The organism is Paenibacillus phytorum (genome assembly GCF_013141715.1).
Lineage (GTDB): Bacteria > Bacillota > Bacilli > Paenibacillales > NBRC-103111 > Paenibacillus_E > Paenibacillus_E phytorum.
Window position 1 is genome coordinate 1 of record NZ_WHOA01000094.1, and the last position, 26,102, is coordinate 26,102.

Consider the following 26,102-nt stretch of genomic DNA (forward strand, 5'->3'; position numbering starts at 1 on the left):
ATTTCCAAGTTCCGATATATTTTGCTCTTCTCTATCTTGAGCTGAACCTTATCCACGACATCGTCCGCTTCCGTACCGAGGATGTCGATCAACGTGATTTCATTCCCCTCTTTGTCCGTTCCGATGGGATCATGCAAGGACACATCTTTGCGTGTTTTCTTCAATGAACGCAGATGCATCAAGATCTCGTTCTCAATACAGCGAGCGGCGAATGTCGCGAGCTTGGTCCCTTTGTTCGGCGAAAATGACTCGATGGCTTTGATCAAGCCTATTGTCCCTATGGAGATTAAATCCTCGAGATCTTCTCCTGTATTGTCGAATTTTTTAACAATATGCGCAACGAGTCTTAGATTATGTTCAATTAACTTATTACGGGAGTTGTCGTTCCCCTCAGCCATTAACCGTAAGTGCTTTTCTTCTTCTTCCTCTGTGAGAGGTTGTGGAAACGCGTTATTTTTGACGTAGGACACAAGTAGCGTTAGCTGCTTGATCAACAAAGCAATTGTACCAAACAATCCAGGCATTCCAGCTACCCCCTTGAGCGTATTGCGGAGCATGACTGCTTCGGTAGCCTCCGCTTAGAGATTACTATCAGTCTATGTGGGGGAATGCCTAGAAGTGCACGTACACAAAAGTTTACAGAAATTACTCAGTTACTCCCTTGCATTAGGGAACAGCATCTTGTATTGCTGTGGCGTGACGCCCTCTCGCTTTTTGAACTTACGGATAAAGTGGGATTGATCTGTATAGCCGACGCGCTCAACAATCTCTTTGACGCTCATCGACTTGGCCTGCAGCATCTCCTTCGCCTGATTCATACGAGTCTCTTCCACATACTCGCTAAGCGTAGTCCCCGTTTGATTTTTGAAGAACCGTGACAGGTAGGAGGGCGAGACGTCGAAGATATCAGCAAGTTTGTTTGAATTCAAGGTAACATCGGCATAGTGCAACGACACATAATCCACGATTTTATCACGCAGCTCGAAATTCCGACTTTCCTTCTTACTGCTCATCTCATCGGCAAAACGCATGCAGTAACGAATGAAGATGCGCTCAAACTCCTCCATAGTTTCAAAAGCAAAAGCTTGCAGCGTCTCGTCTAAGTACGGGTCCTGCTCTTTCCTGGAAATCTCCTTAGCAAGTTTGAATACAGCTATACTCATACCTTGACAAATGCCCCGCGCGGCTCCAGGCGTCAAAAAGCTGTTGCGGATTTCGTTGATCTCCTCGGCAATCACAGCCCCTGCCAATTCTCTGTCTCCTAGCTTAATTGCCTTAACTAGTTTCGATACGGCTTCATCCAAAAATTTATATGGGGAGCTTGCTTCGAGTGCTGCGTCTTGATAATGCAAAACGACATTTTCCCCTTCTAAGAAACGGCGATGGGACGTTTCAACCGCCTGTTTGTAGTAGACTGGCGTATCCAAAACATGATGAAACAGCTCGCTGATCCCGATCGTTACGGTAAATGGAAAAAGCCGCTCGAAAAAATCACGAATTTTTCCCGCAGCCTCATGAAGCATCTCCTCACAGCTTGTTTCTTCCTGGGCCTTTATGCCTGCTAATAACGCTATGCCACGATTCTCCGTCAGATCAATGCCATAGCCATGACCTACCTCCATGGAGATCTCTTCAGCCACGTTCATAATACTGTATTTGAGAACATTCTGAATGATCGGGGTATTGGTCTTTTCAAAATTCCGGTAATCATCGATCCGAATAAGCAATACGGCAAATCGTTCATAAGCAAGCTGCATGCCCGCTTTACCCAATAATTCATCAAGCTCATCCTGGGATCTCACATTGCCCTTAATTAGATCTGCCATCACTTTTTCCTTCAAAGCAGCCGATTTCGTTTTGAGATGTGAACGCAGGTCGTTATTCTCCAGATTCATATGCTCAAACGCTTCGCTTAGCCAGTCGAGCTCATTATTTTGCCGGTGCTCCTCTGAAGCATGGTTTTTCCGAACGGAATCCATCAACTTTTTGATCGGCTTGTAATGATGTCTGGCAAGGAACAGCGACAACCCGATCCCAAGCAGCAGCACCGAAGCCACGATGACATAAAAAATAGTCTGAGTCTGCCTAACAACAGTGAGAAACTGGCCAGTCGGCACTACCACATAGTAGGACCAGGGCATAAATCCGGATGCAAGTTGAACCGAAGAGTGAGGACCTTCCGGCAAATTTAGGCTGCTCACTATTGAAGCAGTTCTATCAGCCGGCAGCCATTGAAGCAGTCTTGCTGCGTCCTTACCCTCATCTCTCCCACTAGAAGCGGATACGATAATTCGGTCCTGCTTGTCGATAATGAATGCCTCGCCTTCAAACTCCTTAATACCCCCGCCAATGGCCCGTTTCATTTCCGCACCACTGATCATATAGAGAATCACCTGTGTGGGCTTAACCCCATTGCCCGGTAGAGGAAACATGTAGATAGCCGCATCAAGCTTATTGGCTCCATTCAAGTTTATCGATTGTACTGGCAATAAATAAGGCTCCTTCAATCCCGCTGCAAGCTTCTCAAACTGATCATGGTTCAAGTTCTCGAAAGGGTAAACCTTATCGAAAAAAGTGTCAAGATCATAGACGCCGCTTGCCGCATAAACCTTGCTATCCTCCATTCCATTGAAATAGAGGCCGATATCCAGCAAATAGGAATGCGTCGAGCCATATGACTTCAGCTCCTGAATACCCTGCTTCGCCTCGTAGCCCCCTTCGGAGAACGTATAACGCATCAGCTTGTGATTACTGGAAATTTGCAAAGACATTTGTCTTAATTCATTAAACCGCTGATCGATCTGGTCGCGGATTTGCTTTAGTGAGGTGATATTAGATTGTTCGACAATGCCCGTAAGCGTATCGAAAAACTTCGTATATACGAAGCCTCCGATGGCCGCCAGCAGAAAGACGACCAAGAACAAGTAGGAAAAAAAATAAGTGATAAGTCGTGAAACCTGAGGCGCTCTCTGTTTCTTTCCTAAGCTCATAGTCGTCTTTCTCCTTTAACGGACTTGCTTAATTACTAGCCTTATTAACCACTTGCCGTAGGACAGCATGCTCGGAAATACATGTTCCTGCCTCGATATCTTCTTCCGTGAACACCGCCATCAATATTTCCTTTGCTTTGTCCCGTTCCCTATCATAAATCACATAGATATTACCTTCCTGATCTTGGACACCGTCCGGGTAGGAGACATCTCCTCTTTTATCAAGGATTAGCCCACCCTTCCAAGTAAGGCCATCATCCTCGGACAACATCGCAGTCAGGTGACTTCGCCCTTTGAACCCATAGTGGTTAACCAGGAGCAGACGGCCTGATTGCAGTCTACGGATGAAGAAACGAGAGCTGGGGCCGCCAAGCATAGTCGGCTTGCCAAGCGACCAGGCGCGTCCGCCGTCCTGAGAGACACTTTCCCCGATTCCGTAGAAGGCTCTGACCAACATCCACAAGCTGCCATCTTCGCGCTCGACTAGCATATGCTCATCGAAGTGACGATTTGGAATGTCTGCAGAACCCCTCAACTGGAAGGTTGCTCCCTGATCCGTCGAAACGTAAACATTCGAAAAGGCTTGCTCAGGCAGCTCATTCAGCGGTGATTCATGGCAAGCCCATACGGCAATCGGCAGCAGCCATTCTCCATTCTTCCGCACAGTCGGTTTATTCATCATAATACCATCTGCAATGCGTCTAGGACTAGACCATACTGGCGCCTCAGCTCCCGGATCCGCGCAAACCGAAGCCCATACACCGCAGCGTCCGTCGTACCAACTATAGCTTTGGGACCAGAATACCCATAAGTGTCCCGAAGGGTCCCTCCATAAGCAAGGATCGAAGGCTCTCACCTGCTCCGGTGGATCGATCACATAGAGCAGATCAGAGCAGGTATTTCCGCGATCCTCGCTCTTGACGAGAGCGACATAATTGCTGGGCCCTTCTCCTTTGCCCCCGCTGTAGAATGCCGCCCACAATCTGTTGTCCGGGGCGCATTCTATACCTGGGATACCTTGCCATTGGCGAACCCGGTAGCAATCCCCGTTCACGGGCTGAATCGCCGCCCCTTCCAACGCTAAATCAAAATTGGGCCTCATAGCGCTTCCTCTCTTTCTGCCTAATTGCGTTTGTAGCGATCATAAGCGTCTTTATGAATTTTCATATATTCATCCAATCCCATTTTCTTGATCGTCGCGACATATTCATCCCATTTGGAGAATGGCGCTTTTCCCATGATGAATTGTGTCTGCATCTCACCCACATAGGTGTGAATATCATTGCTCAAAGCTCTTAAACGGTCATTTTCCTCCTTGGTAAACAAGAACGCTGGCCAAATTTCTTTGGGCACGAATGGCTTCAATTTGTTGGCCGCATCAATAACCTCCGGCATTCCTTCTCCCGTATCCCAAGCGAAGCGCTCCTCACGAACGATCGGGTGCACAGAGAACGGTGATACAAGCTCACGGGAAATCGTTTGATCCAGGGTTAAACCATCCTTATTGTTCACAATATCCTGTACAAATCGATATTTGCCATCCTTCATTTCGAAGGTCTTACCTTCTACGCCCATCCAGTATAAAACGGCCCCGTCTCCATCCAAAAAGTAATCTGCCCATCTCATAGTGGCTTCCGGCTCTTTGTTGTTTTTGGTGATAACGAAAGCTCCTTGATTTTGCAGGACAGGGCTAATGCCTCCCCAGTTCTGATCACCGAAAGGACCTTTGAGTGCTGCGCCTAATCCAGCATAATTCATTTTCAATTGACCTGCAGGCACGACATTAATATTTGAGAATCCTCCAACAAGCCCTTTGGCTATTTTGGCAGTCAGGATGGTTGCATTGTTGGTGAAAATTTCTTTATCCAGCAAGCCTTCCGCATACAGTTTGTTCAGGTATGTCAGCATATCCTTGTATTTCGGATCGGTCTGCATGAAACGCATGGCCCCCGCTTTATCGTCAAAGTCGACGTAAGGATTGGCGTTGCCACGACTATAAAGTCCCCTGGCTCCTGCTAAAGAACGCAATGTATTGTTAATATCTGTACTGCTCAGCGGAATACGTTCCGGATCCTTTGCCTTAAACGCTTTAAGCACGTCATAGAGCTCATCCGTTGTCGAAGGCATCTTCTTCCCCGCTTCATCCAGCCATTTCTGATTGATGAACATTTTAGTGCCAATTCGGTGTGTGATGTTCGAAGACATCTTAGGAAGTCCATAAATTTTGCCATCAGGAGCAGTGATCCCTTTGAGCACTTCCGGATTCGCTTTCAGGATTTTGGAGAAATTAGGCGCGTACTTATCGATCAGATCATTCAATGGGATAAACAAACCTTGTTGTCCATAAGTGATCATGTCCTGCGAATTAATCCCTCCGCCATAGAAGGCATCTGGAATATCATTGGTAGCCAGAAGGAGGTTCTTCTTCTCCTCCAGACTCGCTTGCGGAACTAGGTTCCAATCGATGTGAATGCCCGTTCTTTTCTCTGCTTCCTTCCAAAGAATCTTATCCTTCCACTCCCCCTGAAGCGGTGATTGGCCGGCTATCATACGAAGCGTAATCGGCTGTTTCACGATCGGCATGCCCGTTTCATTCAGAATTTTATTTTCTTCTTTGGCTTTATCCTTCTGCGGTGCTTTATCTACATTCGTACAAGCAGCCAATACACACGTGGCCAAAATGACGACAAAACCTGTTTTCATAGATTTAATAGTATTCATCGTATGGATCCCCCTAATTTAGCCTTTGATAGCTCCAATCATAACTCCTTTGACGAAGTAACGTTGGAGAAATGGGTACAGTAATAAGACAGGCAGACTTGAGACGATAATGACGGCATATTTTAAGCCCTCCGTCAGCATAAGTTGGTCAACCGACGTTTCTGAGCCACTGACCATGCTCCCCATCTGATTTTGCAAAAGAATTTGTCTAAGAATTAATTGCAGTGGGTATTTCTGAGAATCCGACAAGTATATAAGTGCATTGAAAAAAGAATTCCAGTGGCCTATTCCGTAAAATAACAGCATAACGGCAATAACTGGCATAGACAAGGGAAGGATGATGCTCCACAGCATACGAAGATTCGTGCACCCATCTATCTGTGCCGACTCCTGAAGCTCAACCGGAATACCTTGAAAAAACGTTCTCATAATAATAATATTCCACATCGACACGGCACTCGGTAAAATAATCGCCCAAATGGAATTGAGCAATCCGAAGTTTTTGACCAACAAATAGGTCGGAATCAGCCCGCCACTAAAAAACATGGTAAAAGCAAATATCATCGTCAGCATATGACGCCCCACGAAATCCTTACGTGACAGGGGATAGACGGCGCCTATGGTCAACAGCATGTTAACGGCTGTGCCCGCACATGTATAAATCAAAGTATTGATATATCCTCTCATAATCCCGTCATCCTGAAAAACACGGATATAGGATTGCACGTTAACCTGTTTCGGCAGCAACCATACCTGACCTTCTATAACAGCTGCCGGACTGCTGAACGATGCACTTAGCACGAATATGAGTGGATAGAGAACCAGTATAGTTACTAGACTTAATAAAATATAATTCACTACATCGAATACGTGATCGCCTCTGGTTTGCGCAAGTCTGCCCACCTTTGATCCCTCCTTACCATAGGCTTGTATCTGTGAGCCTTTTGGAAATGCGATTCACTACAATTAACAGCATTAAATTAATAACCGAATTGAACAGCCCAACCGCCGCAGAGAAGCTATACTGAGCTCCCAATACACCCGATCGATACACATAAGTGGAAATAATATCCGAAGCACTGATATTTACATCATTCTGCATCAGGAACACCTTCTCGAAGCCTACCGCCATAATTTGTCCGCATTGCAAAATAAATAGGATCATAACAGTCGGCATAATGCCCGGCAAATTGATATGCCAGATGCGCTGAAGCTTACTTGCCCCTTCCAGTGTCGCTGATTCATGCTGCTGAGGATCAACACCGGCGAGCGCCGCAATGAACAGAATGGAATTCCACCCTATATTTTGCCATACGCCTGAGAAAACATAGAGTGTCTTGAACCATGACGGTTCCGCCATAAAATCAATAGGGTTCCCCCCTGCCCATAGGAAAAATTGATTCACCAACCCGGTCTTCGGCGAGAGAAAAATCGCCATCATGCCTACCAGCACAACTGTCGAAATAAAGTGAGGCGCGTAAGTAACGAGCTGAATCGTCTTTTTGAACATGACCAACCTGATTTCGTTAATCAACAGAGCGAACACCACAGATAAAGGAAAGCTAATGATTAAATAGTAGACACTGATCAGCACAGTATTAGTTAGCAGCCTCTCGAAATAATACCCTTGAAAAAAGCGCTCAAAATGCTGTAAGCCCACCCAGGGGCTCCCCCATATTCCCTGTACGGCGTTGAAGTCCTTGAATGCAATCTGAACACCATACATAGGAATGTAATCAAACAAAATGACATACACAAGGGCAGGCAAAATTAATACATACAATTCCCAATTTCGGGTGATTCCTTTAAGCGATACTTTGTTCACAACTCCGGTTTCCCCCTCTCCGATATCCTGTCATTCTGTCTCTACTTTCTTCTTATCTCATTCCTAACCTCAACTGTTCATCCGCATCTACCTCACTTCTGCGACATACCCCCATCTTAGAGCTAGCGCCAAAAAACTGTATATAGAAGTCTGTTGACCTGTATGGTGTATTCTTTACAATTGCCTGCACGGTGCATGATTTCTTTTTGCAAAGATAAGATTTTAATGACATATGGAAGAAATCCGCCCAGTGTACTGTAGGACAGTGCAGATGCAAACACAAAAAAGCGTTGGCACTTGTGCCAACGCTGATCCTTATTCCTAAATCTAATTCGCTCCGAATTATTAATTTCTTCCTCATATAGACAGCGCGGCAATTACGGACCAATCAACACGCCCTGTATGAATTTCTCCAACACGGCAACATCGGTTATATTCTTGTTGCAAGCTTCGCTGTTCACACACAAGTAATTGCCGATTGCTCTGTAGTAATCAGGCGTAGCGCTTGCCGGTTTCCATTTGGTCACCGCCGTAAATAACGCAACCTCTTCATGCCGATTACACACAAAGCAAACGCCTTTCTTATTCGTCGGTGTATATTTCCCTTCTATTCCAACGAGTTTCCCATTCAGATGATAAACGAGGAACAATTTATTCGTCGCGATATCGATCCAGCCGAGATACGTTACGTACCGATAGTCGATGGCCGTTAAATCGGGCACCTTCAATTTTTTAATTTTGGGAAAAAGCTTCTTCAGCTGATTTTCCTTCACATGCGCAAATTCCGCCAAATAAGGCTCCAAAGAACGCAAATAGCGCTGAAACTCTTCTGCTGTTTGCAGTAGCGTTATATTCCCCAGTGCTTGCTTTTGCAGCTCATTCGCTTCCGGAAACACCTCGTTCAGTTTAACTTGCGCGTTATATCGCACCGACTCCACCACTTTCCGATCGGAAACGGAGTTACAGGTACTTTGCAGCAGGCCGACCTGCTTCTTGATATCATTATATTGATGGTTTCTAATGAATGGTTGATTCATTGCTTTTCAGCCCCTTATTTTTGATAAAAACAAAATAAGTTGCAAAGCCCCATTACTAGAAACGATTTAAGCTTTCTTGGGCGATCACGACTTCCCAATCACCCCATGCAAAGATCGCCCTAATGAAAGGCTTTGCATGAGTCGTTACTTATACCGGCAAATTGATTTGCCATATTTACCGCCTCCCTTGTAAGAACTATTATAAGGTAGGTCCTTCATTAGCTGCAAGCTATACACTCTACGAATACCCTAGCAAAGGCTCAGCCAACCGAAACTTATATTGCTGATGAAACTTCTCCCTTAGCTTCGGCTCCAAATAATCATCCACGTAATGCATAAGAATCATCTTCGCTTGAATGGATTCCGGCAGCGTCAGCAGTTCTTCGAGTGACGTATGCGACGGCAGTTGATCATCCTGCATATGACATTCGTGATAAATGGTTTTCACCTCATCGGCGATACTCCGAATGTAGCTTTCATCCAATCTAGTATCCCCACTAAAGTAAAAGTATGGCTTGCATAGAAGACCGTAACTTAGCATGTCCGGCACATGCAAGGTAGGGACAAGTTCGAATTTCACACCCGCTACCGTAAACACATTGTCCACACATTCGACGTCAAAATAGTCCTCAAACACGCGCTTGCCCCGCGTTGTCAGCTCCAATCCGTGGCGCAAGATTTGCCACAAATCGTCTTTTAATCCGTTAGGCACATAAAGCTTCGGCTTCATTCTGCCCGGGTACACCCTGTGATACAAAGCAAGTTTCTGCAAGCCATTCACGTGATCCTCATGCAGATGAGTGATAAAAATATGCTCGATCTGATTGAGCTTCATTCCCAATTGATGCAGCCCAAGATGATTAGACTCCGGGAAATCTATACATAAATTCATATCTGCAAAAGTAAGAAGAGCACTATTATGCCCTTGCTCAATACTAAAACCATCCCCGCAACCCAGAAATGTTACTTTCATAAATACCTCCATGTTCCGTATGTGATTCTATGTATTTTTATACTATGATAGTTTGGTAGATATGGCCATTTTTAGGAGGATAACATGTACAGACCACACAAACCAAAACCGAAAATCCACCTTCGCTCCTCGATCTTTATCCTAATGATTTCTTTAATAATTGTACTACTTACGGATAGCGTATTCTACTATTATACGAAGAGAATGCTAACATCTGAGCTTGGAACCAAGCTTCAGCTTATCGCCGATAACGTCGCTATTTCCATTAAACATTCTAAAACGGGAGAGAAATATGTTGAAAATCTAATCGGCCAAAATCTGCGTACAGCCTCTTTAGCAGCACAATACCGACTCGATCCCGACATTGAGAAAGTGACGAATGAAGAGCTTACTGTTCTCAGTAAAGAGTTAATGATCGATCATATTACACTAATGAAACGAAGCGGTGATGACATCATTGGCTACAAATCCTCCGAGCCCAAGGAAATTAATATGAGTACCAAATCCTGGAGCAGAGATTGGTTCCAAGCGTTCAATCAGCTTCTAGACACCAAAGAAACGAATGTACAAAGCGGCCAAGCGCTGCCTCATTATTGGTCAGGACCCATGAATACGTCCATGACGAACCCTCAATTTGTCGACAAATGGGGCTATTATTACGATGGCCGCACGAATTATATTCTCGATCCATACGTGCATGATACGTTCTTTCGAGATTATCAACGGGAAACGGGTGTGGATGCTGTTATTAATGAAATGATTCATGGCTATACCAACCATGGCGCCAAAGAAATTGCTGTTTACAATCCGCCGATTTTCCTGAAACAGCAGGAACAGTATAAAAAGGAAGGATACACCTGGTTCACAGATCGGGAAATATTGTTCGGATCCTATACGATGAAAGATAATCGGGATCAAGAGATGGTGCAAGCCGTCATGCAATCGAAGCAAACAAAGCAGCTTATCACCACGATCGACGGAAAAACGTATCTCAAAATGTTCATTCCGCTTCAACTGGATTCCCCTGTTGTTATCGGTTTGACAGCCGATTATGAAACCGTACAACAATCAATTCAACAACAGCAAGTGAACCTGCTCATTCTGATCGGATCAACCGCACTAATCGCATTCATCCTAGTCATTCTGAGCATCCGGTTCATCAATCGGAATCGTGAAGCGACCGCGGAAAGCATCCAAGAAGTTTATGTTGATCATATCGGTTCACTGTTCCGTTCCATGAAAGAACAGCGTCATGATTTCAATAATCATGTGGCTACGATACATTCTCTTGTTCATTTGAAAGAATATACGGAATTAGATCGTTACACCACCGAGATTATAGGTGAAACGACCGCTTTGAATGACATAATTCAAATTAACGTGCCCGCTTTATGCGCGATTGTACAATCTAAGGTTATACAGGCCGTTGAGCGCAAAATCACATTCATTCATGAAGTCAGTAATTTAAATCAGATCAACCTTGGAGCTGTCAAAGCGACAGATCTCGTTCGAATCATCAGCAATTTAATCGATAACGCGTTTGATGCCGTTACTATTTCCAAAAAGGCAGAGGACAAAGAAGTCCGTTTAGTTGGTATTTTGGAAGGAAATCTACTTACATTTAAGGTCATCAATAACGGCGACCCTATCCCGAGCGATCGTCTAGAAAGTATATTCGAGCCTGGCTTCTCTACGAAACAAGAGTCCGGACTCCATACCGGTTTAGGTTTAAGCATTGTCAAAAACCTAGTGGACAAGTATGACGGAACCGTTCAAGTCAGCAGCTCAGAAGCCGAAACTAGCTTTACGATTTCCATTGCGGTATAAATGAATTTACACGAACATTATCTAATTGACATCATTTAATGTTCGTATTATGATAGTCAAGGCGGTAAGTAATAGCCACATACGTATAAATCGTTCGTATATCCTTGAGGATTGGCTTAAGGGTCTCTAGAGGGAGCCATAACTTCCTAGCTACGACGGGTACTTGCTTTCGCATACCCGTGTGGCTGGGTTTTTTTGTGTCCAAAATTGAATGATCCAGAGGAGATTGCAATGAAAACATATGATTTTATCGTTGTTGGTGCAGGACCTGCCGGTATTTTTGCCTGTTATGAAATGACTTTGCTTCACCCTAGTGCTAAAGTATTGCTCGTAGACAAAGGCCATGATATTTACCATCGCAGTTGTCCGATCCTGGAAAGTAAAATCAAACTATGTCCTCCCCCTGCAGGCAAAAAGGATTTCTCAGGTTGTCTTCCTGCCTGTTCCATTACAGCTGGCTTTGGAGGCGCGGGCGCTTATAGCGACGGCAAATTCAACATCACCACGGAATTCGGCGGTTGGATGACAGATTATTTGGCACCTACCAAAGTGATCGATTTGATTCGTTATGTGGATGGCATAAATCTACAGCATGGTGCAACCGAGAATATTACTGACCCTACGACTGAGGCTGTAAAAGATATTGAACAGCGCTCCTATGCTGCAGGCCTAAAGCTGCTTCGCGCTCAGGTTAGACATCTGGGAACCGAGCAAAACTTGATGATTTTGAAATCCATCTATGAACATTTGAAAACACGTATCGATATGCAGTTCAAAGCTGAAGTTGAAGATATCCTAACTTTCAAACGGGAAGACAAACATGCCATCCAAGGCATTCGTATGAAAGATGGTACTGAAATTCATAGTAAACAAGTGATGTTAGCTCCAGGTAGAGATGGTTCTGCATGGTTAACGCAAGTTCTCAAAAAGCGTCGACTCAAAATGTACAATAATCAAGTCGATGTAGGCGTCCGCGTAGAAACCTCGGATGTTGTCATGCGCGAAATCAACGAGCATCTATATGAAGGCAAGTTCATTTATAATACATCTGTGGGTACACGAGTACGTACATTCTGCAGCAATCCATCCGGTCATGTTGTGGTCGAGAATCACAGCGGCGTCATGGCAGCGAACGGTCACTCTTACAAGGATCCAGCTCTAGGTTCAAGTAATACGAACTTCGCCCTGCTCGTTTCGCATAAATTCACTGAGCCTTTCGATAAGCCTAATGAATATGCGCGGGAAATATGTAAACATGCGAATGACTTATCCAGCGGCGGTGTTATCGTCCAGAAATTTGGGGACATCATGCGTGGACGCAGGTCAACGGCGGATCGAATTCGCGAAGGCTTCCTTGAGCCGACTTTATCCGAAGCTGTTCCTGGAGATCTAGGACTTGTTCTTCCTTACAATACAATGAAAAGTTTAATTGAAATGATCCATGCGCTTGAAAAGGTGACGCCAGGTATCGCTTCTGAGCATACTCTTTTCTATGGTGTTGAAGCGAAATTCTATTCCGCTCGTCCTAAACTTAGCGAAAGTTTCGAAACCGAGATACAAGGCTTGTTCTGTGGCGGTGACGGGGCAGGAATCACAAGAGGCTTGGCCCAAGCAGGGGCTGCAGGCGTCTGGGTAGCACGCAACGTGGTCCTCTAAATTATTTCCGGGGAAATACGATTTCTTTCGTCAAAATCTACCGTTTAACTATTAGACCTGACTCATTAGAGTTAGGTCCTTTGGTAATTTTACGTTTAAAACTACTTTAAATCTCTTTTAAAATATGGTAAGATGAAAACGTTCTAAATGTAAGCGTTATCATTTTAAAAAGGGGGATTACAAAATGAATGTAGCGCTCGAAACAAGAAACACCTATGAGGATTTCGTACTGGAGAAGGATATTATGTACTTCCGAGTCGGAGAACATGGGCTCGTCTCTTTCCATGGGAAAAACTATCACATAAAAAAACGCATGACCACTGAGCAAATTCAAGAAATCACTACAAATAGCTCCTTTTTTAAGGTCAACACGGATTGCTATGTGAATACAAGAAAAATTCTACAAGTTCAGGATGGCAAAGTGTTTTTCGAAATCAAGGGTGCTGATTCCAAATTTGCCTCGATTACGAAGCTTCGCCAACACCGACTGAAAGAAATCGTGCACCAGCACAAAACGGAAGCAGCTGCAGGTGAATCAGCAAAATAATGAAACCTGCCTTATGGCGCACCGTCTAACAAACTACAGCGGCCACGTGGTTATACAGAAAAGGAGCTAACGAGAATCCTCGCTAGCTCCTTTTTGGTTGAATCCTATGAAATTTTTGCGAGTGTTTCTTGTTGATGCTCACGGATGAGAAAGCGTATGTAGTCGACTGTTGTATCTTTCACCTTTTTGGCTTCTTCCAAAGTCGCGAAGCTGTACTCAGCATGATCTGTGCTTTCGTACTTCTTCAGCTCTTCATAGTTCATTCCAAGTGTGGAGAAGTTATAAACCAGTTCGTAGGGTGTCTTAATATCCACATTTTTCACGAAAATATCTTTGGAAAAGAATGAGCCTTGTTTCTCCACTTTAAAAATCACACGAAACGGCTTGTCTTTATCCGACACAAAGCACTTGATAACAACGTCGATTTCCATCGTTTTATAATCCACAGCGTTCGTAGGTTCCTGCTTTGGTGTATGCATCCATTTTTTCAAAAAACCCAGCACAAGATTCCCTCCCCAATAACGACATGAATATAACTCATATTGTAGCGGATACACCAACAATTGACAATCCAAAAAATGGTTATTTTTGCAATAAAAAATAACATTCCCTCTCATTTATGAGGCAGTACCTATCTCCCCAAGAGATTTTTTAGCATCTTTCTTCCTATAATTCCAAATAATAATCAGACAAAGCACACCAGTTAACACGCCACAACAGACGAAAGCCCCATTCGCACCATATCGATCAGCGACAAAACCAGCAAATATGCTTCCTATTGGCGTAGAGCCCGCAAATACAAGTGAATATACACTCATTACGCGCGCGCGATACTCCTCTTTGGCATGCATCTGAAGGGAAGAATTACTATTCGTTGCAAATATGATGTTGAAAAATCCAGTTAAAGCTAACAATCCACCGCAGACCCAAACGGAAGTGCTTAGTCCATTTAAGACCAAACAAACCGCAACAACTAAACTAGCAATAATACTTAATTTCAGCATTGGCCCTTGCTTACTGCGAAAAGACATCGTAAGAGCCCCCGCGAAAGAACCCACACCCAGACATGACATTAACGTGCCATACGTCGTCTCTCCCATGTGCAGCACACTTTTAGTGAAAACCGGAATGAGTACATTAAAGTTAAAAGCAAGCGTGCCGATCACTGTTACGAGCAGGACAGTCTGTGCTAGCAAAGGATCTCTCGCAATGTAGACAATTCCATCTTTAATTTCCTTCATCATGCCGTCGTTCGAACTCTTCTTCCGAACGTAGGGTGCTGCTTGAATATGAAACAATCCATACAGAACAGCCAAAAAGCTAACCCCATTGAGCAAAAAGCACCACCCAGCACCCAGCCAAGCCATCATCACCGCACCGATCGCAGGACCAACGATTCTTGCCATGTTAAATGTCGTTGAATTGAGCGCTATGGCATTCATGAGATCTTCTTTTCCCACGATTTCTATATTAAACGACTGTCTTGTTGGCATATCCAGCGTATTATTAAGCCCAAGCAGCAGCGCTAGCACAATGATATAGCTGTACTTTACTGTATCCGTTAAGACGAGTATAGCCAATGTAAAGGCTAGAATCATCGCGACCGTTTGCGTAACAAGCAGGATGTTCTTCTTTGGAAACTTATCGACGATAATACCTGCAAACAAGGAAAATAAGAGGATTGGGAGAAACTGACACGCCGCAACAATCCCAAGTTTAAGAGGCGAGCCAGTGATCGTAAGAACGAGCCAGGACTGCCCAATATTTTGCATCCACGTTCCAATGAGCGAGACACACTGACCTAACCAAAGATACCGATAATTACGATGCGTTAAAGCATGAAAATGCTTATCGATAAACAGCGAACTTGCAAGCATCATATTCATAGCTTCACCTGCTCCTCTGCGAAACGGGACGCATTATCTCCCATTTTCTCCAAAATAGTCAAAGCCAGTTTCTTCTCCTCATCCGTTAAACCAAACGTTAGACGTTCTCGCCAGTCCGTCAGCACCTTCCGCACATCACCCTTAATCAGCAGCGCCTTTTCAGTCAGATGAACTTCGTTACATCTCTTATCTTTTTTACTGACCGTGCGGGTTATGTAACCTTGCTCTTCTAACTTTTTAAGCGCTTTTGCAGTCGTACCTTTATCAATCTTCAAATAATCCGCCAACTCTTCTTGCGTGAGACCATCTTCTTTATACAGCGCGTTGATGAAAATATGCTGCCCTCTGCCGATGTCGTATTTCTTCAAATGCTCTCCAATATACATCTGTCCGTAACGGTAAATGAGTGAGACCCACCTCGGTATCGAATTTCTGTTTTCGATCATAAACATGCCTCCTCTGTTTGAGCAAAATAGTAGTGATTTTCCGAATCGTTGCACTTGCTACTATTTTATCATACGCCTAATTAGTTGCATGCGCAACTAATTTCGGAGCCTAAAACTACAAAAATATAGCCTACTTTGCTGCAGGCTGCTTACTAAATTTGCTGCTATATCAGTGAGTTTTAGTTGGAATAGGTAACTTCGAGGCATTAAGCATGTCTTTCATCACTAACGAGACTTGAATTCAAATTTTCATGCGTTTAACGATGAAAAACATCGTCTCAGACCATCTCTTTGGTCAAAATACGTAAAAGCGCCATCTATAAGGATGATTTTCATCACTATGAGGGCAAAATTGATCTTCTACCTCACTTTAGCGATGAAAAACATCGCTAAAGTGAGGTAGAGAAGTCCCGTCAGGACCGTTCAGCAATCTCCGAACTGTCGGGCAATAGTGAGTAATGAAGCATACATGAATAAGCTCCGAAAACGCGCCTATTTCTAGACTTGACTGAAATAAGCGCGTTTTCAGAGCTATCGATACGAGAACCCTAACAAGGCTGGAACTTGCGTCCTGCCTAGCAGGACAAAAAAAGAGCGAACACCCAAACAGCCTACGCTGCGTGGGTAATCGCTCTTTATGTCCTAGAGAAACTTGATGCAAACCGGCCGCGATACCGCTACCGTTTGCCCTGTTTCACGCAGCATTCCAGTTTCCGCATCGATGCGGAATACCGTAATGCTGTTCGAGTCCTGGTTCGCCGCGAGGAGGAACTCCCCCTGCGGCGACAGGGCAAAGTTCCGCGGCGTCCGCCCGAGCGTCGCCTGCCAACCCACGACCGACAGCGTGCCGCTTTGTCGGTCAACCCCATAAACCGCGATACTATCGTGTCCGCGGTTAGATGCATACACATAGCGGCCATCTCCAGAGAGATGGATGTCCGCGCATGTGCTCTCGCCGCTGAAGCCTTCCGGCAGCGTCGAAATGCTCTGCAGCGCGGTCAGAACTCCCGCGTCTGCCTCATAGCCCAGCACGGTAACCGTGCTGTCCAGCTCATTAATCGCGTACACGTACTGACTGTCCGCGCTATAAACCAAATGCCGCGGGCCTGCGCCCGGCTTCATCGCCGCATCGCCATGCGACAGAAGTAAGCCGCTCTCCGCGTCGATGCTGCTAACCACCAGCCGATCGAGGCCCAGATCGGCTGAAATCGCATACCGATTGTTCGGTGCCGGAACAATCGAGTGCGCATGCGGAGCCTCTTGACGATCCGCACGCGGCCCCAACGGGCCTTCGTGCTTCACCAACTGTGCATACTCACCAAGCCGCCCGTCCGCTTCTACCGGATAAACAGTCACGCTGCCGCTTGAGTAATTCGCTACATAGACCGTTCGGTTAGTCTTGTTTAAACTGACATAACAAGGAGCAGATCCGTCGGTAGGCTGCTGATTCAACTTCTCCAACCTACCAGTACCGGCTTCTACCGCATAAGCAGCCGCGGAGCCTCCAAAACGACCGTTGTACGTTGCTGTCTCGCTCACCGCATACAAAATCGTCCGGGCATCATTCAGAGCAAGGAACGAAGCATTTGGCAAATCAGAGTACGATTCCACCAACCTCATATCTCCGCTCAAAGGATTGAGCGCATACAATGAAATCCCATTTGTATTGCGCTCATCTGTATAGGAACCCACATAGACAAACAATTCTTTCTGTTCTCCTACTGACATTGGCAACCAGCCTCCACGATAGCGATTTCTGCTATAAATAGTGTCACTTCTACTCTACTCATTTCCCTACTTAATCTCATATTCCTGCTTTCTTTGCTTTACTACCTACCCGCACCTTACGCCAAACCGCAGTGACAACCATAGAAATAACCGCCCCATACAGAGCAAGCTCCATATCGTGGTGCGTATCCCATGGATCACCTTGTGTTCCGAGGAACAACGTCCCAATCTCAGGAGCCACAAGCAGCGCCACCCACATTTCAATAAGCTCATAAAAAGCCCCCATTGCCAATACGATGACACAGGTAATCACATAAAGCCATTTACTGCCCAGCCGCGTCCATGCACTCATCGCTTCCCGAATCGGATAGGCGAGCAGCAATCCAAAGCTGAAATGCACCAAGCGGTCATAATGATCACGTTCCGAGTGAAAAATTAGCTTCAACCAAACATCCACCCAGTTCTCGTTATACGAATAATGAGCCCCAAACGTATGCAGCATCAGGAACAAAGCAATCCATGCATAAGACAGATTTGTAAATGAAAAAAACTTATAAGTACTTACAAGTCCAATTAGCGCTGCCCAAATCAGTAGATTTTCCAGTACCCAGTCATACCTGCTGTAAGGCTCCACCGCCAGCCAAATCCATAACCCTACGTACAGAACAATCATCAATTGCAAAAACCAATTTTTAGTGAATGAAATGGTCTGCATGGCTTAGTCCCCCTTGTTATTTCCTATAAACTCAGGTTACCTCGCCACTATCTTTTCCAAAAGTACTAACTTCAACTAGTACCTTCTTAAGACGTATTGAACAAGTCATATTTCACTTCCGAGAAGTTATGTATCATTTGCTCCTCTGCTGCAGTCTTTCCAGTTCTTTTATCAATCACTTTGCGCCAAATCTCATTTTCTCGATACTTCCGGCCATCTTTCTCAAGAAAACGGTGGTTTCTCTCTTCGATATGATAGGCATGCGGTAAAAGCACATCACAATGAACAGAACCTTTCAAATGCTCATCCGTTAGCCACAACCGGAACTGGAAAGTATGCTGGGTAGGATTATAAATACGCAGGTCTATATAATTGTAAAATACACTCGCTCCGCTCCCAAAAGGCAGAACCCGATGATCATCCGGAAATGGATCAAAGCTGTGGTGATGCCGCTCCACGACTTGAAGTGGGGTATGCAATGCCATCCAAAACAGTAAATTGCCCAACTGGCAAATCCCGCCTCCGACACCTCGCTTCACACCACCTTGCGATAACAGCAGACCTTCAATGTAGCCTTTAGCCGACGTTGTTTTCCCAACTAATTTCCAGAAGGAAAAGGTTTCACCCGGTCGAATCACAATGCCATCCATACGTCCAACGCTGATCCGAAGATTGGTAATTTTGTTTTCTTGTAAAATAGGATCAGAAGAACCGAGCTTTCTTCGCAGTAAGGATTGGTGCTTTTTGCAAGTATAGGGAAGTGAATGAACAACTCTATGCTTAGCGTAGGTAATGGATGGATATAAATTCAGGAAGTGCCGCTTAAGTCTCAACTGAGCAATTCGCAAACGATAAAGCACGGGAAACAAGCTTAGTAACTTTTGCTTCATCCCATTCACCTTCCTTTTTCAACCAAAAATAGGATCATCCTGCAAGCTAAAAGATCACTAATTAAGATGTTCCATCCATCGAATTGGTTCAATAACTTAAGGTGTAATTTCCTAAGGACAAAGCTCGTAAAAGATCGGCGTTACCCCACTACCTTCATATACATGCAAAATATGGTTCTTATATTCCTTCATCTCAGATAACGTCGCGATCAAGAAAGCGTGAGAGGCAATTTCTGCACCTGCACCTGTCCCTGTCCTTGTCCCTATCTCTGCTTCAATCCCCCCATCCCTCACCTTTTCCAAAGTAAAATAAGCAAACCGCCCCCAAGGCGTAGCATCCAACCCCACATGCGGATCAATCCAGCAACGAATCTGAAGTCCATGAAACCAAGCCATCTTCAAGGCCTGCTCGGCAAAAGCCCCCGTACCATAAAGATGAATGGCACTTAAGCCATCCTCTTTGACCCTGTGGATCGCCTCAAACAGCATAACCTGGCTGCCGAACCCATCTTGAAGCCGCAAATAGAATGTATACAAATAATACGGAAATTGCCTTGTCACAAGGCCCTGCGGCCAATTCGCATTCAAGATCGAGGGCCCATAGTTACAGCTATTCAAAAATGCTTCTGGCCCTTGTACGAACCATTCTTCGGTTACATCTTCACAAATCGGTGCAATGTACTCGGTACAGAAATTATCCTGATGCGTCAAATCCCCCAACAATCTGGCTTCCTCGGGCCTCGGCATATCGAGAACACGGTGCAGCGGCTTGCTCCACTCCACTGGCTGTAAGGATGCGCGCTGCAATCGTCCCTCTTTCTGCTGTAACAGATAGGCATAGTAACCTTGGAACGCCAATGCCCCTTCTTGACACGCCCGTTTCATCGCGTACTCTTCGTCAGAACGTTTCAGCTCTGCCGTAATCGGTCTGATTTGACCGAGCTCATTTTCAGCATAACGCAGCGTCGAACCAAAACCGCCCATCATGAGCTCCTCCAAAAAGGCTGGCGTCCTTGCAATACGTTTCCCCTCATCACTTCCCCCGCTACCCGAGCGCAGCATACTACGGATATCCATACCACGCATGCTCAGCTCATCCAGCCGATTAGCGCCAACAGCAAGCAAATGCATCATTTGCGGCTTATGTCCCGCCAAGCTTACGATTTTTTCTAATGATTTCTGAATGGTTCCATGAAAGCCAATATCGACCGTTACTAGCCGTTCAGGCGAACCAAATTCTTGCTTCAAATAACTTACAAAAAGCTGCCTATGCCGCTGCACAGACGCCAAAATTTTAGTTTGTATGGGTGCACTTCGTAGAAAACCACCAACTTGATCATAGATTGAGCTTCCATTTTCACCTATTATATACTTGCAATTCTCAATTCTTTCTTCCAAAAATGGTTCGAAATGATCGCTTTCTTCGCAGATATCGAGTACCTCGAACAGGTCGCCTATTTTCAAACCATGAATGCCTAGCAAAAGCGATAGCTCATCATCACCAAAGCTCTCCAGTCCCGCCAAAAAAGTAGCTTGTCTGGAAACATAGATCGGCTTTATCTGGAGGTCAACACCTCGAATACGCGCAGCATTTTCAAGCATCGGCGCTAACAAATAAGCTTCTCTCATTAAAGGATGTACAATCTGGATGCCCTCATCTACGCACTGATCAATGACCCACTCACATAGGGCTTGCAAGAACGGTCCTATCACACTGGCACCCATCTTATAAAATACCCGGTCAAGCTCGCCCATTCCAACTGTCGTATCCGAGGCTTCAGCTAGCTTCCGCAAGGACTTCCATTCCGGCAGTACATGTCCGTGTCTAACATATTCCCAGTGATGCAAACTCTCGAAATGTTCAGGAACGACATTGTAGTGTACGCTCCTTATCCCTTCTTTGGCGGCTCCTTCCACATCTGCGGCTATATTGTCGCCAATATGTACAATAGCATGACTCTCGATTTGTGGGTAAAGTTCCTTCAACCGGGCGAATAAATGTCCCGATGACTTCCCTTCATGCTCCTCCGAAGAAACAAGCAGCGCATCCACGCTTGATAAATCTAGACCTGCCGATGCAAGAATCCAGCGCAGCTGCGCTGAGGATAAATACATATCCGATAACAGCGCTACCGGAATCTGCTTGCTTTTACAAGCGGCTAACAATGACGCCACATGCGGGTTCACATAGCAAACTTCCGCCTCGGTCTCGACTTCTATCTGAGCCATCTTGTCCCTGATACAGACCCCTTCCGGCATCTCAGCATAAATGAGTTCCAAAGTGACCTCGCCAAAGCCCGTCACGGCAGCTTGCCGATCACGAGCATTGTTCTCAGCACGAATCCGCATCTCTTTAAAAGCTGCCGGCGATATGGAGGCCTTCAGGCTGCCAACACGGTGTGCTTTTTCAGCAACAAGAACAAAAACGTCCGAGGGATTTGCACATGTACGAAATAATAGCGTGTCGAAAATATCCAAACTGAGCAGCGAAATGGCGTCAATATCACCAATCAAGCCGCTTAGAAAGCGATCCTTTTTCCATAAATGAATATCGGTAAAGCTTATACTTGTATGCGGTACCTCCAGCATTAGGAACCTCCTTAGAGTTTTCGAAGAAAACTGGCATCGTAAGCGTAATCTTAGAGTTTTGCTTTAGCAAAACTGGCTTCGTAAGCATAGTCTTAGAGTTTTGCTTTATCACTTATATTTGAGAAGTACACCAAAATTGAGGTAAGCTTAAAATACCATAATTCGGAGGTGCGCTTTTTCATGTCCTATCAGCCATTAGTGTCCATCATTATCCCTACGTATAATCGCCAAATTGAACTCGCTGAGCTCGCAGAATCATTATACCGCCAAACGTACAAAAACCTGCAAATCATCATCGTTAACGATTGCGGTCCCTCCGTCGATTTCATTAAGGAATTATACCCGGAGTTGGCTATTCAGATCGTTAATATGCCGCAAAACTTGAAGCATGTTCATGCGCGCAACCGCGGATTGCAAGAGGTGAAAGGCGACTACATCATGCTCTGTGATGATGACGATCTGCTGCTCCCGATCCATATCGAGCGTATGCTGCAAGAAATTGAAGGCTATGATCTCGTTTATCCAGACGTAGAAATTTTCGATTATGTTTATGAAAATAACGCCCGTTCCATCACAGATCGGTTCGTTTTTGCTTATGAATTCGATGTGCCTGCGATGCGCAGGTTTTCGACCTTCTTTTCTTCTGGCTGTATATTTCGTCCCGAGGTTATCAACGCTTTGGGTGCTTTTGACACGGATGTATTTCATTATTGGGACTGGGATTTCTTCTTACGAGCAGCTGAACAATTCCGCGTGAAACGTGCGCCAATCGCCAGTGTACTCTATGCATTTTCGCAGCAAGGCAGCAGCAACATGTCGGGTCAATTAGACAATATGCGTCCCTTTCTGGACATGCTCTCAGCCAAGCATCAACTCGGTGAATTGCCTACGAAAAATTTCTTCCTTCTGCTGGAAGAACCGGAAGTGAAAGCGCGACAAGCAGTAACCGAAATCATCTGGGACGGGAAACCGATTCGTTCTCGCCTATCCAAATAAGCTTTTGGCATAAAAGCTTCGAAACTCGCTTGGCGTCATTCCTTCATGCTCTTGAAACCGCTGGTTGAAATAACTCGCGCTGGCATAACCTGATTCCTTGGCGATGTCTTTGATCGGCCAGTTCTCCTTTTCAATTAAACGCTGCTTAGCGAATTGAATGCGGCAAAGTGTAATGAAGGAGAGCGGTGTCATCGACATGGCTTTACGAAACAATTTACAGAAATAGTATGTGCTTACGCCTGTGAGCTCCGCCCATTCTTCCAAGATGAACGGTTCACAGGCTCTTTGCTGCATCGAGGGAAGTAAGGCGAGAATGCGATCCACGGATTCCATCCCGCGATTTCCCGTTAAAGGCGCCGCATAGCTCATGAATTCGCACAATATCTTATACGTCAGCGTCGAAAGATTCGTTGTCCGAAGAATGCTATTCGTCTCTGCCTCCAGCAGCAGCTCGTGAAACGCTTCTTCAAGCTCATTCCATCGCTTTAACGTCCACAAGGTACGTAGAAATCCTCGTTCCAGCATAAACTCCTTTAACTGATTTCCATAAAAATGAACCCAACGGACATCCCAAGGATCTTCCTTCGAGCTGTAGTATCTTTGTTCTTGGTACGGAAAATACAGAAATGCATCCCCTTTTTGAATGGGATACTGTTCCCCCTCAATTTCGACGTACCCTTTACCTGAAACGATGAAATGCAAGCTAAAAGTCTCACATAACCTTTCGGACCGATAGATAGAATGATTGGGGAAATCACGATACCAGCCAACAGATTCTGGAAAAATGAAATAAGAAGATTGCTGCAGCCTTGGCAGCATGACATGCCTTTGCATCTTTACGCCTCCTCTTCTAATGACAATATTCCGATACTGGGTGCAATATATTATCATATTCATTTTAAATAACTCGTTTTATAATAACAATATACCGTTATTAAATATTTCACAAAAGGAGAAGTGCTGTAATGACAAAGCTTCGTTGGGGGATTTTAGGTTGCGCCAATATAGCCATAAGGGCTTGTATTCCTGGTATCCAGCAATCTCAGACTGGCATTGTAAGCGCTATTGCCAGCCGCAATCTGCAGAAGTCACAGGAGACTGCAGCTAAGCTAGATATTCCTAAGGCTTACGGCAGTTATGAAGAATTGATCGAGGACCCAGATATTGATGCCTTATACATACCGCTTCCGAACCATCTGCACAAAGAGTGGACGATCCGTGCTGCCCAGGCTGGTAAGCATGTACTGTGCGAGAAGCCAGCTTCTCTTACAGCAGTTGATGTCCAAGAAATGGTTACGGCATGCGAACAAGCAGGTGTGGTGTTTGCCGAAGCTTTCATGTATAGACACCACCCGCGGTATGAGCGGATCAAAGCCATTATGGACTCCGGTGAAATCGGTGATATTCGCGGAATTCATGGCGTTTTCACCTTCTGTAATCCGGGAGATAGCAAAAATGTTCGCTTCGTACGCGAATGGGGCGGCGGCGCGGTCTATGACGTAGGCTGTTACCCATTGAGTGCAGCTAGAATGCTGTTAGGTAGAGAACCTGAGGCTGTAACCACCCATGCTTTCTTCTCACCTGAGCATGATGATGTCGATATGATGATGTCCGGCTTAGTTGAATTTAGCGGCAATGTCGCGCTAACCTTTGACTGCGGGATGTGGGCTGCTTTCCGAAATAATATTGAAGTGTTAGGCACGCTGGGACGCATTGAAATCCCTTCGGCTTTTGTAACGCCAACGGAAGAATCTGGTCACTTTAAAGTATTTGTAGGAAATGACCCACGTGAAGAAGAGGTTCCGTTCCTGAACCAATATTCACTGCAAGCGGACGACATGGCTTATGCTGCTTGGGGTGAGAAAGCACCTCGCTTCCCAGCGAGTGATGCAATTAGCAACATGAAAGTGATTGATGCGTGTCTGAAGTCAGCTAGAGAGCGCTCGCGAATTGTGATTAATCAATAATCATTCATAAAAAGAAAGCAGGGATGATTTCATATGAAGCACATTCAGATTAAAGGATTAGATAAACCAGTATCCAAACTGATCATGGGATCCGACTTCTTTAGACTGGATAATGGTCAAGAAGTCAGTGATATCCTCGGGCATTATCTATCTATCGGCGGAAATACGATTGACACAGCCTTCATATATTGTGGCGGTCAGAGTGAGCAAGCGCTTGGGATTTGGCTGGATGAAACGGGCAAGCGCGATGACATCAATATCTTTACCAAGGGCGCACATCATGATGCTAGCGGGCCCAGAGTGAATGCGGAAGCGATTCGCAGTGACCTGTTCACCAGTCTAGAGAGACTGCGCACTGACTATATTGATCTTTATGCGCTTCATCGCGATGACCCGGCAACACCGGTTGGCGTTATCCTCGAAGCGCTGAATGAACATGTGGAAGCTGGAAGAATCCGCGCCTTTGGCGGGTCCAACTGGACACATGAACGTCTGCAAGAAGCAGCAGATTATGCTGAGCAGCATGGTCTAATTGGCTTCAGCTTTAGCAGCCCTAACCTAAGCCTCGCCAAAGCGAATGAGCCATTCTGGTCCGGCTGCGTCTCAACCGACGAGCAAGCGCTGCGCTGGCACGAAGCCAAGCAGTTTCCGCTGCTGTCCTGGTCTTCGCAGGCGCGTGGATTTTTCACTGGACGGTTCACGCCAGAGAACCGCGAAAACGCCGACCTCGTCCGTGTCTTCTACAGCGACGAGAACTGGACGCGGCTGCGCCGCGCTGAACAGCTGGCGCAGGAAAAAGGCGTCAGCGCGATCCAAATCGCGCTCGCCTATGTGCTGAGCCAGCCGTTCCCGGCATGCGCGCTCATTGGCCCGCGCAGCGAAGCCGAAATGCACTCATGCCGTGACGGCGCGCAGCTAGTGCTGACTCCGCAGGAGTTGGCATGGCTTGATCTGACCGCAGCTACTGTGTAGCAGCTGCGCATCCTTTGCGGCACCGTTTGTGTGCCGCTTGAAACCCCCGGCCTGTATTGGGCCGGGGGTTTTGTGTGTTTTGTGTATGTACCCACACAATGGATATCAGCCGGTCTCTCCTCCAGACTCTCAAACTACTCACTTCCACTACCGCCTACCCACTGTCAGCTACTTTAAAGCTATAAATCATCGCTACCGCAACAAATTTCGCATTCACATTCACTTTAGCGATGTAAATCATCGCTAAAGTAACACATGACAACAACGACTACTCAAATAAGAGTCTCTGAAGACTCTTATTTGGCAGATTAGGCTTAAATTGGATTAAATCTGAGCA

Annotated in this window: 22 protein-coding genes and 1 riboswitch; of the genes, 6 read left to right on the forward strand and 16 right to left on the reverse strand. The window is 45.5% G+C overall.

Features of this window, described 5'->3' with window-relative positions; translation table 11 throughout:
* The 8 genes from sigK to GC098_RS14190 all read right to left on the reverse strand — a co-directional run.
* Window positions 1-524 (reverse strand): RNA polymerase sporulation sigma factor SigK (gene sigK / locus GC098_RS14155; protein WP_171643793.1); only part of this gene is annotated, 524 nt, incomplete at its 3' end.
* Window positions 525-653: 129 nt separating this feature from the next.
* Complete coding sequence (locus GC098_RS14160; RefSeq protein WP_171643794.1) at window positions 654-2,990, reverse strand: helix-turn-helix domain-containing protein; 2,337 nt, start codon at window positions 2,988-2,990, stop codon at window positions 654-656.
* A gap of 28 nt (window positions 2,991-3,018) precedes the next feature.
* Window positions 3,019-4,092: a sialidase family protein gene (locus tag GC098_RS14165; RefSeq protein WP_171643795.1), complete on the reverse strand. Its 1,074-nt coding sequence runs from the start codon at window positions 4,090-4,092 to the stop codon at window positions 3,019-3,021.
* 20 nt (window positions 4,093-4,112) lie between these two features.
* On the reverse strand, window positions 4,113-5,711 hold the full coding sequence (locus tag GC098_RS14170; RefSeq protein ID WP_171643796.1) for a type 2 periplasmic-binding domain-containing protein: 1,599 nt from the start codon (window positions 5,709-5,711) through the stop codon (window positions 4,113-4,115).
* Window positions 5,712-5,729: 18 nt separating this feature from the next.
* Complete coding sequence (locus GC098_RS14175) at window positions 5,730-6,614, reverse strand: carbohydrate ABC transporter permease (protein ID WP_171643797.1); 885 nt, start codon at window positions 6,612-6,614, stop codon at window positions 5,730-5,732.
* A 13-nt stretch (window positions 6,615-6,627) separates the two neighbouring features.
* Window positions 6,628-7,536, reverse strand: coding sequence for an ABC transporter permease (locus GC098_RS14180; protein ID WP_312880120.1), 909 nt, complete (start codon window positions 7,534-7,536; stop codon window positions 6,628-6,630).
* Between the two features lie 377 nt (window positions 7,537-7,913).
* Window positions 7,914-8,573 carry a FusB/FusC family EF-G-binding protein gene (locus GC098_RS14185; protein WP_171643798.1) on the reverse strand — a complete coding sequence of 220 codons (660 nt, stop codon included), beginning with the start codon at window positions 8,571-8,573 and terminating at the stop codon, window positions 7,914-7,916.
* Window positions 8,574-8,811: 238 nt separating this feature from the next.
* Window positions 8,812-9,546, reverse strand: a complete 735-nt coding sequence (locus tag GC098_RS14190) for an MBL fold metallo-hydrolase (RefSeq protein ID WP_171643799.1) — start codon at window positions 9,544-9,546, stop codon at window positions 8,812-8,814.
* 84 nt (window positions 9,547-9,630) lie between these two features.
* Between GC098_RS14190 and GC098_RS14195 the strand changes: the two genes are divergently transcribed.
* The 3 genes from GC098_RS14195 to GC098_RS14205 all read left to right on the forward strand — a co-directional run bounded on the left by GC098_RS14195 (window position 9,631) and on the right by GC098_RS14205 (window position 13,576).
* A complete protein-coding gene (locus tag GC098_RS14195) occupies window positions 9,631-11,373 on the forward strand; it encodes a sensor histidine kinase (RefSeq protein WP_171643800.1) in 1,743 nt (580 codons plus the stop codon).
* A gap of 74 nt (window positions 11,374-11,447) precedes the next feature.
* Window positions 11,448-11,546: riboswitch (purine riboswitch) on the forward strand.
* A 58-nt stretch (window positions 11,547-11,604) separates the two neighbouring features.
* The gene (locus GC098_RS14200; protein WP_171643801.1) at window positions 11,605-13,029 is read left to right on the forward strand and encodes an NAD(P)/FAD-dependent oxidoreductase; all 1,425 of its coding nucleotides are present in this window, start codon (window positions 11,605-11,607) and stop codon (window positions 13,027-13,029) included.
* A gap of 184 nt (window positions 13,030-13,213) precedes the next feature.
* Window positions 13,214-13,576, forward strand: a complete 363-nt coding sequence (locus tag GC098_RS14205; RefSeq protein WP_171643802.1) for a LytTR family transcriptional regulator DNA-binding domain-containing protein — start codon at window positions 13,214-13,216, stop codon at window positions 13,574-13,576.
* Between the two features lie 104 nt (window positions 13,577-13,680).
* Here GC098_RS14205 and GC098_RS14210 read toward each other — a convergent pair whose 3' ends face one another.
* The 7 genes from GC098_RS14210 to GC098_RS14240 all read right to left on the reverse strand — a co-directional run bounded on the left by GC098_RS14210 (window position 13,681) and on the right by GC098_RS14240 (window position 21,830).
* Window positions 13,681-14,079: a hypothetical protein gene (locus GC098_RS14210; RefSeq protein ID WP_056836124.1), complete on the reverse strand. Its 399-nt coding sequence runs from the start codon at window positions 14,077-14,079 to the stop codon at window positions 13,681-13,683.
* Between the two features lie 114 nt (window positions 14,080-14,193).
* Window positions 14,194-15,462 (reverse strand): MFS transporter, encoded by a 1,269-nt coding sequence (locus GC098_RS14215; protein ID WP_171643803.1) that lies wholly within the window; start codon window positions 15,460-15,462, stop codon window positions 14,194-14,196.
* Complete coding sequence (locus tag GC098_RS14220; RefSeq protein ID WP_171643804.1) at window positions 15,459-15,908, reverse strand: MarR family winged helix-turn-helix transcriptional regulator; 450 nt, start codon at window positions 15,906-15,908, stop codon at window positions 15,459-15,461. The genes GC098_RS14215 and GC098_RS14220 overlap by 4 nt, the downstream gene beginning before the upstream one ends.
* Window positions 15,909-16,550: 642 nt before the next feature.
* A complete protein-coding gene (locus GC098_RS14225; protein ID WP_171643805.1) occupies window positions 16,551-17,636 on the reverse strand; it encodes a lactonase family protein in 1,086 nt (361 codons plus the stop codon).
* Window positions 17,637-17,712: 76 nt separating this feature from the next.
* Window positions 17,713-18,351: a DUF2238 domain-containing protein gene (locus tag GC098_RS14230; RefSeq protein WP_171643806.1), complete on the reverse strand. Its 639-nt coding sequence runs from the start codon at window positions 18,349-18,351 to the stop codon at window positions 17,713-17,715.
* Between the two features lie 86 nt (window positions 18,352-18,437).
* Window positions 18,438-19,241: a VanW family protein gene (locus tag GC098_RS14235; protein WP_171643807.1), complete on the reverse strand. Its 804-nt coding sequence runs from the start codon at window positions 19,239-19,241 to the stop codon at window positions 18,438-18,440.
* Window positions 19,242-19,352: 111 nt separating this feature from the next.
* Window positions 19,353-21,830 (reverse strand): HAD family hydrolase, encoded by a 2,478-nt coding sequence (locus GC098_RS14240; RefSeq protein ID WP_171643808.1) that lies wholly within the window; start codon window positions 21,828-21,830, stop codon window positions 19,353-19,355.
* A 180-nt stretch (window positions 21,831-22,010) separates the two neighbouring features.
* Between GC098_RS14240 and GC098_RS14245 the strand changes: the two genes are divergently transcribed.
* Window positions 22,011-22,826 carry a glycosyltransferase family 2 protein gene (locus GC098_RS14245; RefSeq protein ID WP_171643809.1) on the forward strand — a complete coding sequence of 272 codons (816 nt, stop codon included), beginning with the start codon at window positions 22,011-22,013 and terminating at the stop codon, window positions 22,824-22,826.
* Here the strand turns inward: GC098_RS14245 and GC098_RS14250 are convergent.
* The gene (locus GC098_RS14250; RefSeq protein ID WP_171643810.1) at window positions 22,815-23,660 is read right to left on the reverse strand and encodes a helix-turn-helix transcriptional regulator; all 846 of its coding nucleotides are present in this window, start codon (window positions 23,658-23,660) and stop codon (window positions 22,815-22,817) included. The genes GC098_RS14245 and GC098_RS14250 overlap by 12 nt on opposite strands.
* Before the next feature lie 131 nt (window positions 23,661-23,791).
* Between GC098_RS14250 and GC098_RS14255 the strand changes: the two genes are divergently transcribed.
* Together GC098_RS14255 and GC098_RS14260 are read left to right on the forward strand one after the other, a co-directional pair.
* Window positions 23,792-24,793: a Gfo/Idh/MocA family protein gene (locus tag GC098_RS14255; protein ID WP_171643811.1), complete on the forward strand. Its 1,002-nt coding sequence runs from the start codon at window positions 23,792-23,794 to the stop codon at window positions 24,791-24,793.
* A gap of 33 nt (window positions 24,794-24,826) precedes the next feature.
* Entirely contained in the window at window positions 24,827-25,765 is a 939-nt protein-coding gene (locus GC098_RS14260) for an aldo/keto reductase (protein WP_171643812.1), read from the forward strand.
* The last annotated feature ends 337 nt before the right edge of the window (window positions 25,766-26,102 follow it).

What these genes read in the sequence shown, in the direction of transcription:
- GC098_RS14160 (WP_171643794.1), bottom strand. Translation starts at nt 2,990, where the DNA reads ATGAGCTTAGGAAAGAAACAGAGAGCGCCTCAGGTTTCACGACTTATC.
- GC098_RS14165 (WP_171643795.1), bottom strand. Translation starts at nt 4,092, where the DNA reads ATGAGGCCCAATTTTGATTTAGCGTTGGAAGGGGCGGCGATTCAGCCC.
- GC098_RS14170 (WP_171643796.1), bottom strand. Translation starts at nt 5,711, where the DNA reads ATGAATACTATTAAATCTATGAAAACAGGTTTTGTCGTCATTTTGGCC.
- GC098_RS14185 (WP_171643798.1), bottom strand. Translation starts at nt 8,573, where the DNA reads ATGAATCAACCATTCATTAGAAACCATCAATATAATGATATCAAGAAG.
- GC098_RS14190 (WP_171643799.1), bottom strand. Translation starts at nt 9,546, where the DNA reads ATGAAAGTAACATTTCTGGGTTGCGGGGATGGTTTTAGTATTGAGCAA.
- GC098_RS14195 (WP_171643800.1), top strand. Translation starts at nt 9,631, where the DNA reads ATGTACAGACCACACAAACCAAAACCGAAAATCCACCTTCGCTCCTCG.
- GC098_RS14200 (WP_171643801.1), top strand. Translation starts at nt 11,605, where the DNA reads ATGAAAACATATGATTTTATCGTTGTTGGTGCAGGACCTGCCGGTATT.
- GC098_RS14205 (WP_171643802.1), top strand. Translation starts at nt 13,214, where the DNA reads ATGAATGTAGCGCTCGAAACAAGAAACACCTATGAGGATTTCGTACTG.
- GC098_RS14215 (WP_171643803.1), bottom strand. Translation starts at nt 15,462, where the DNA reads ATGAATATGATGCTTGCAAGTTCGCTGTTTATCGATAAGCATTTTCAT.
- GC098_RS14220 (WP_171643804.1), bottom strand. Translation starts at nt 15,908, where the DNA reads ATGATCGAAAACAGAAATTCGATACCGAGGTGGGTCTCACTCATTTAC.
- GC098_RS14225 (WP_171643805.1), bottom strand. Translation starts at nt 17,636, where the DNA reads ATGTCAGTAGGAGAACAGAAAGAATTGTTTGTCTATGTGGGTTCCTAT.
- GC098_RS14230 (WP_171643806.1), bottom strand. Translation starts at nt 18,351, where the DNA reads ATGCAGACCATTTCATTCACTAAAAATTGGTTTTTGCAATTGATGATT.
- GC098_RS14235 (WP_171643807.1), bottom strand. Translation starts at nt 19,241, where the DNA reads ATGAAGCAAAAGTTACTAAGCTTGTTTCCCGTGCTTTATCGTTTGCGA.
- GC098_RS14240 (WP_171643808.1), bottom strand. Translation starts at nt 21,830, where the DNA reads ATGCTGGAGGTACCGCATACAAGTATAAGCTTTACCGATATTCATTTA.
- GC098_RS14245 (WP_171643809.1), top strand. Translation starts at nt 22,011, where the DNA reads ATGTCCTATCAGCCATTAGTGTCCATCATTATCCCTACGTATAATCGC.
- GC098_RS14250 (WP_171643810.1), bottom strand. Translation starts at nt 23,660, where the DNA reads ATGCAAAGGCATGTCATGCTGCCAAGGCTGCAGCAATCTTCTTATTTC.
- GC098_RS14255 (WP_171643811.1), top strand. Translation starts at nt 23,792, where the DNA reads ATGACAAAGCTTCGTTGGGGGATTTTAGGTTGCGCCAATATAGCCATA.
- GC098_RS14260 (WP_171643812.1), top strand. Translation starts at nt 24,827, where the DNA reads ATGAAGCACATTCAGATTAAAGGATTAGATAAACCAGTATCCAAACTG.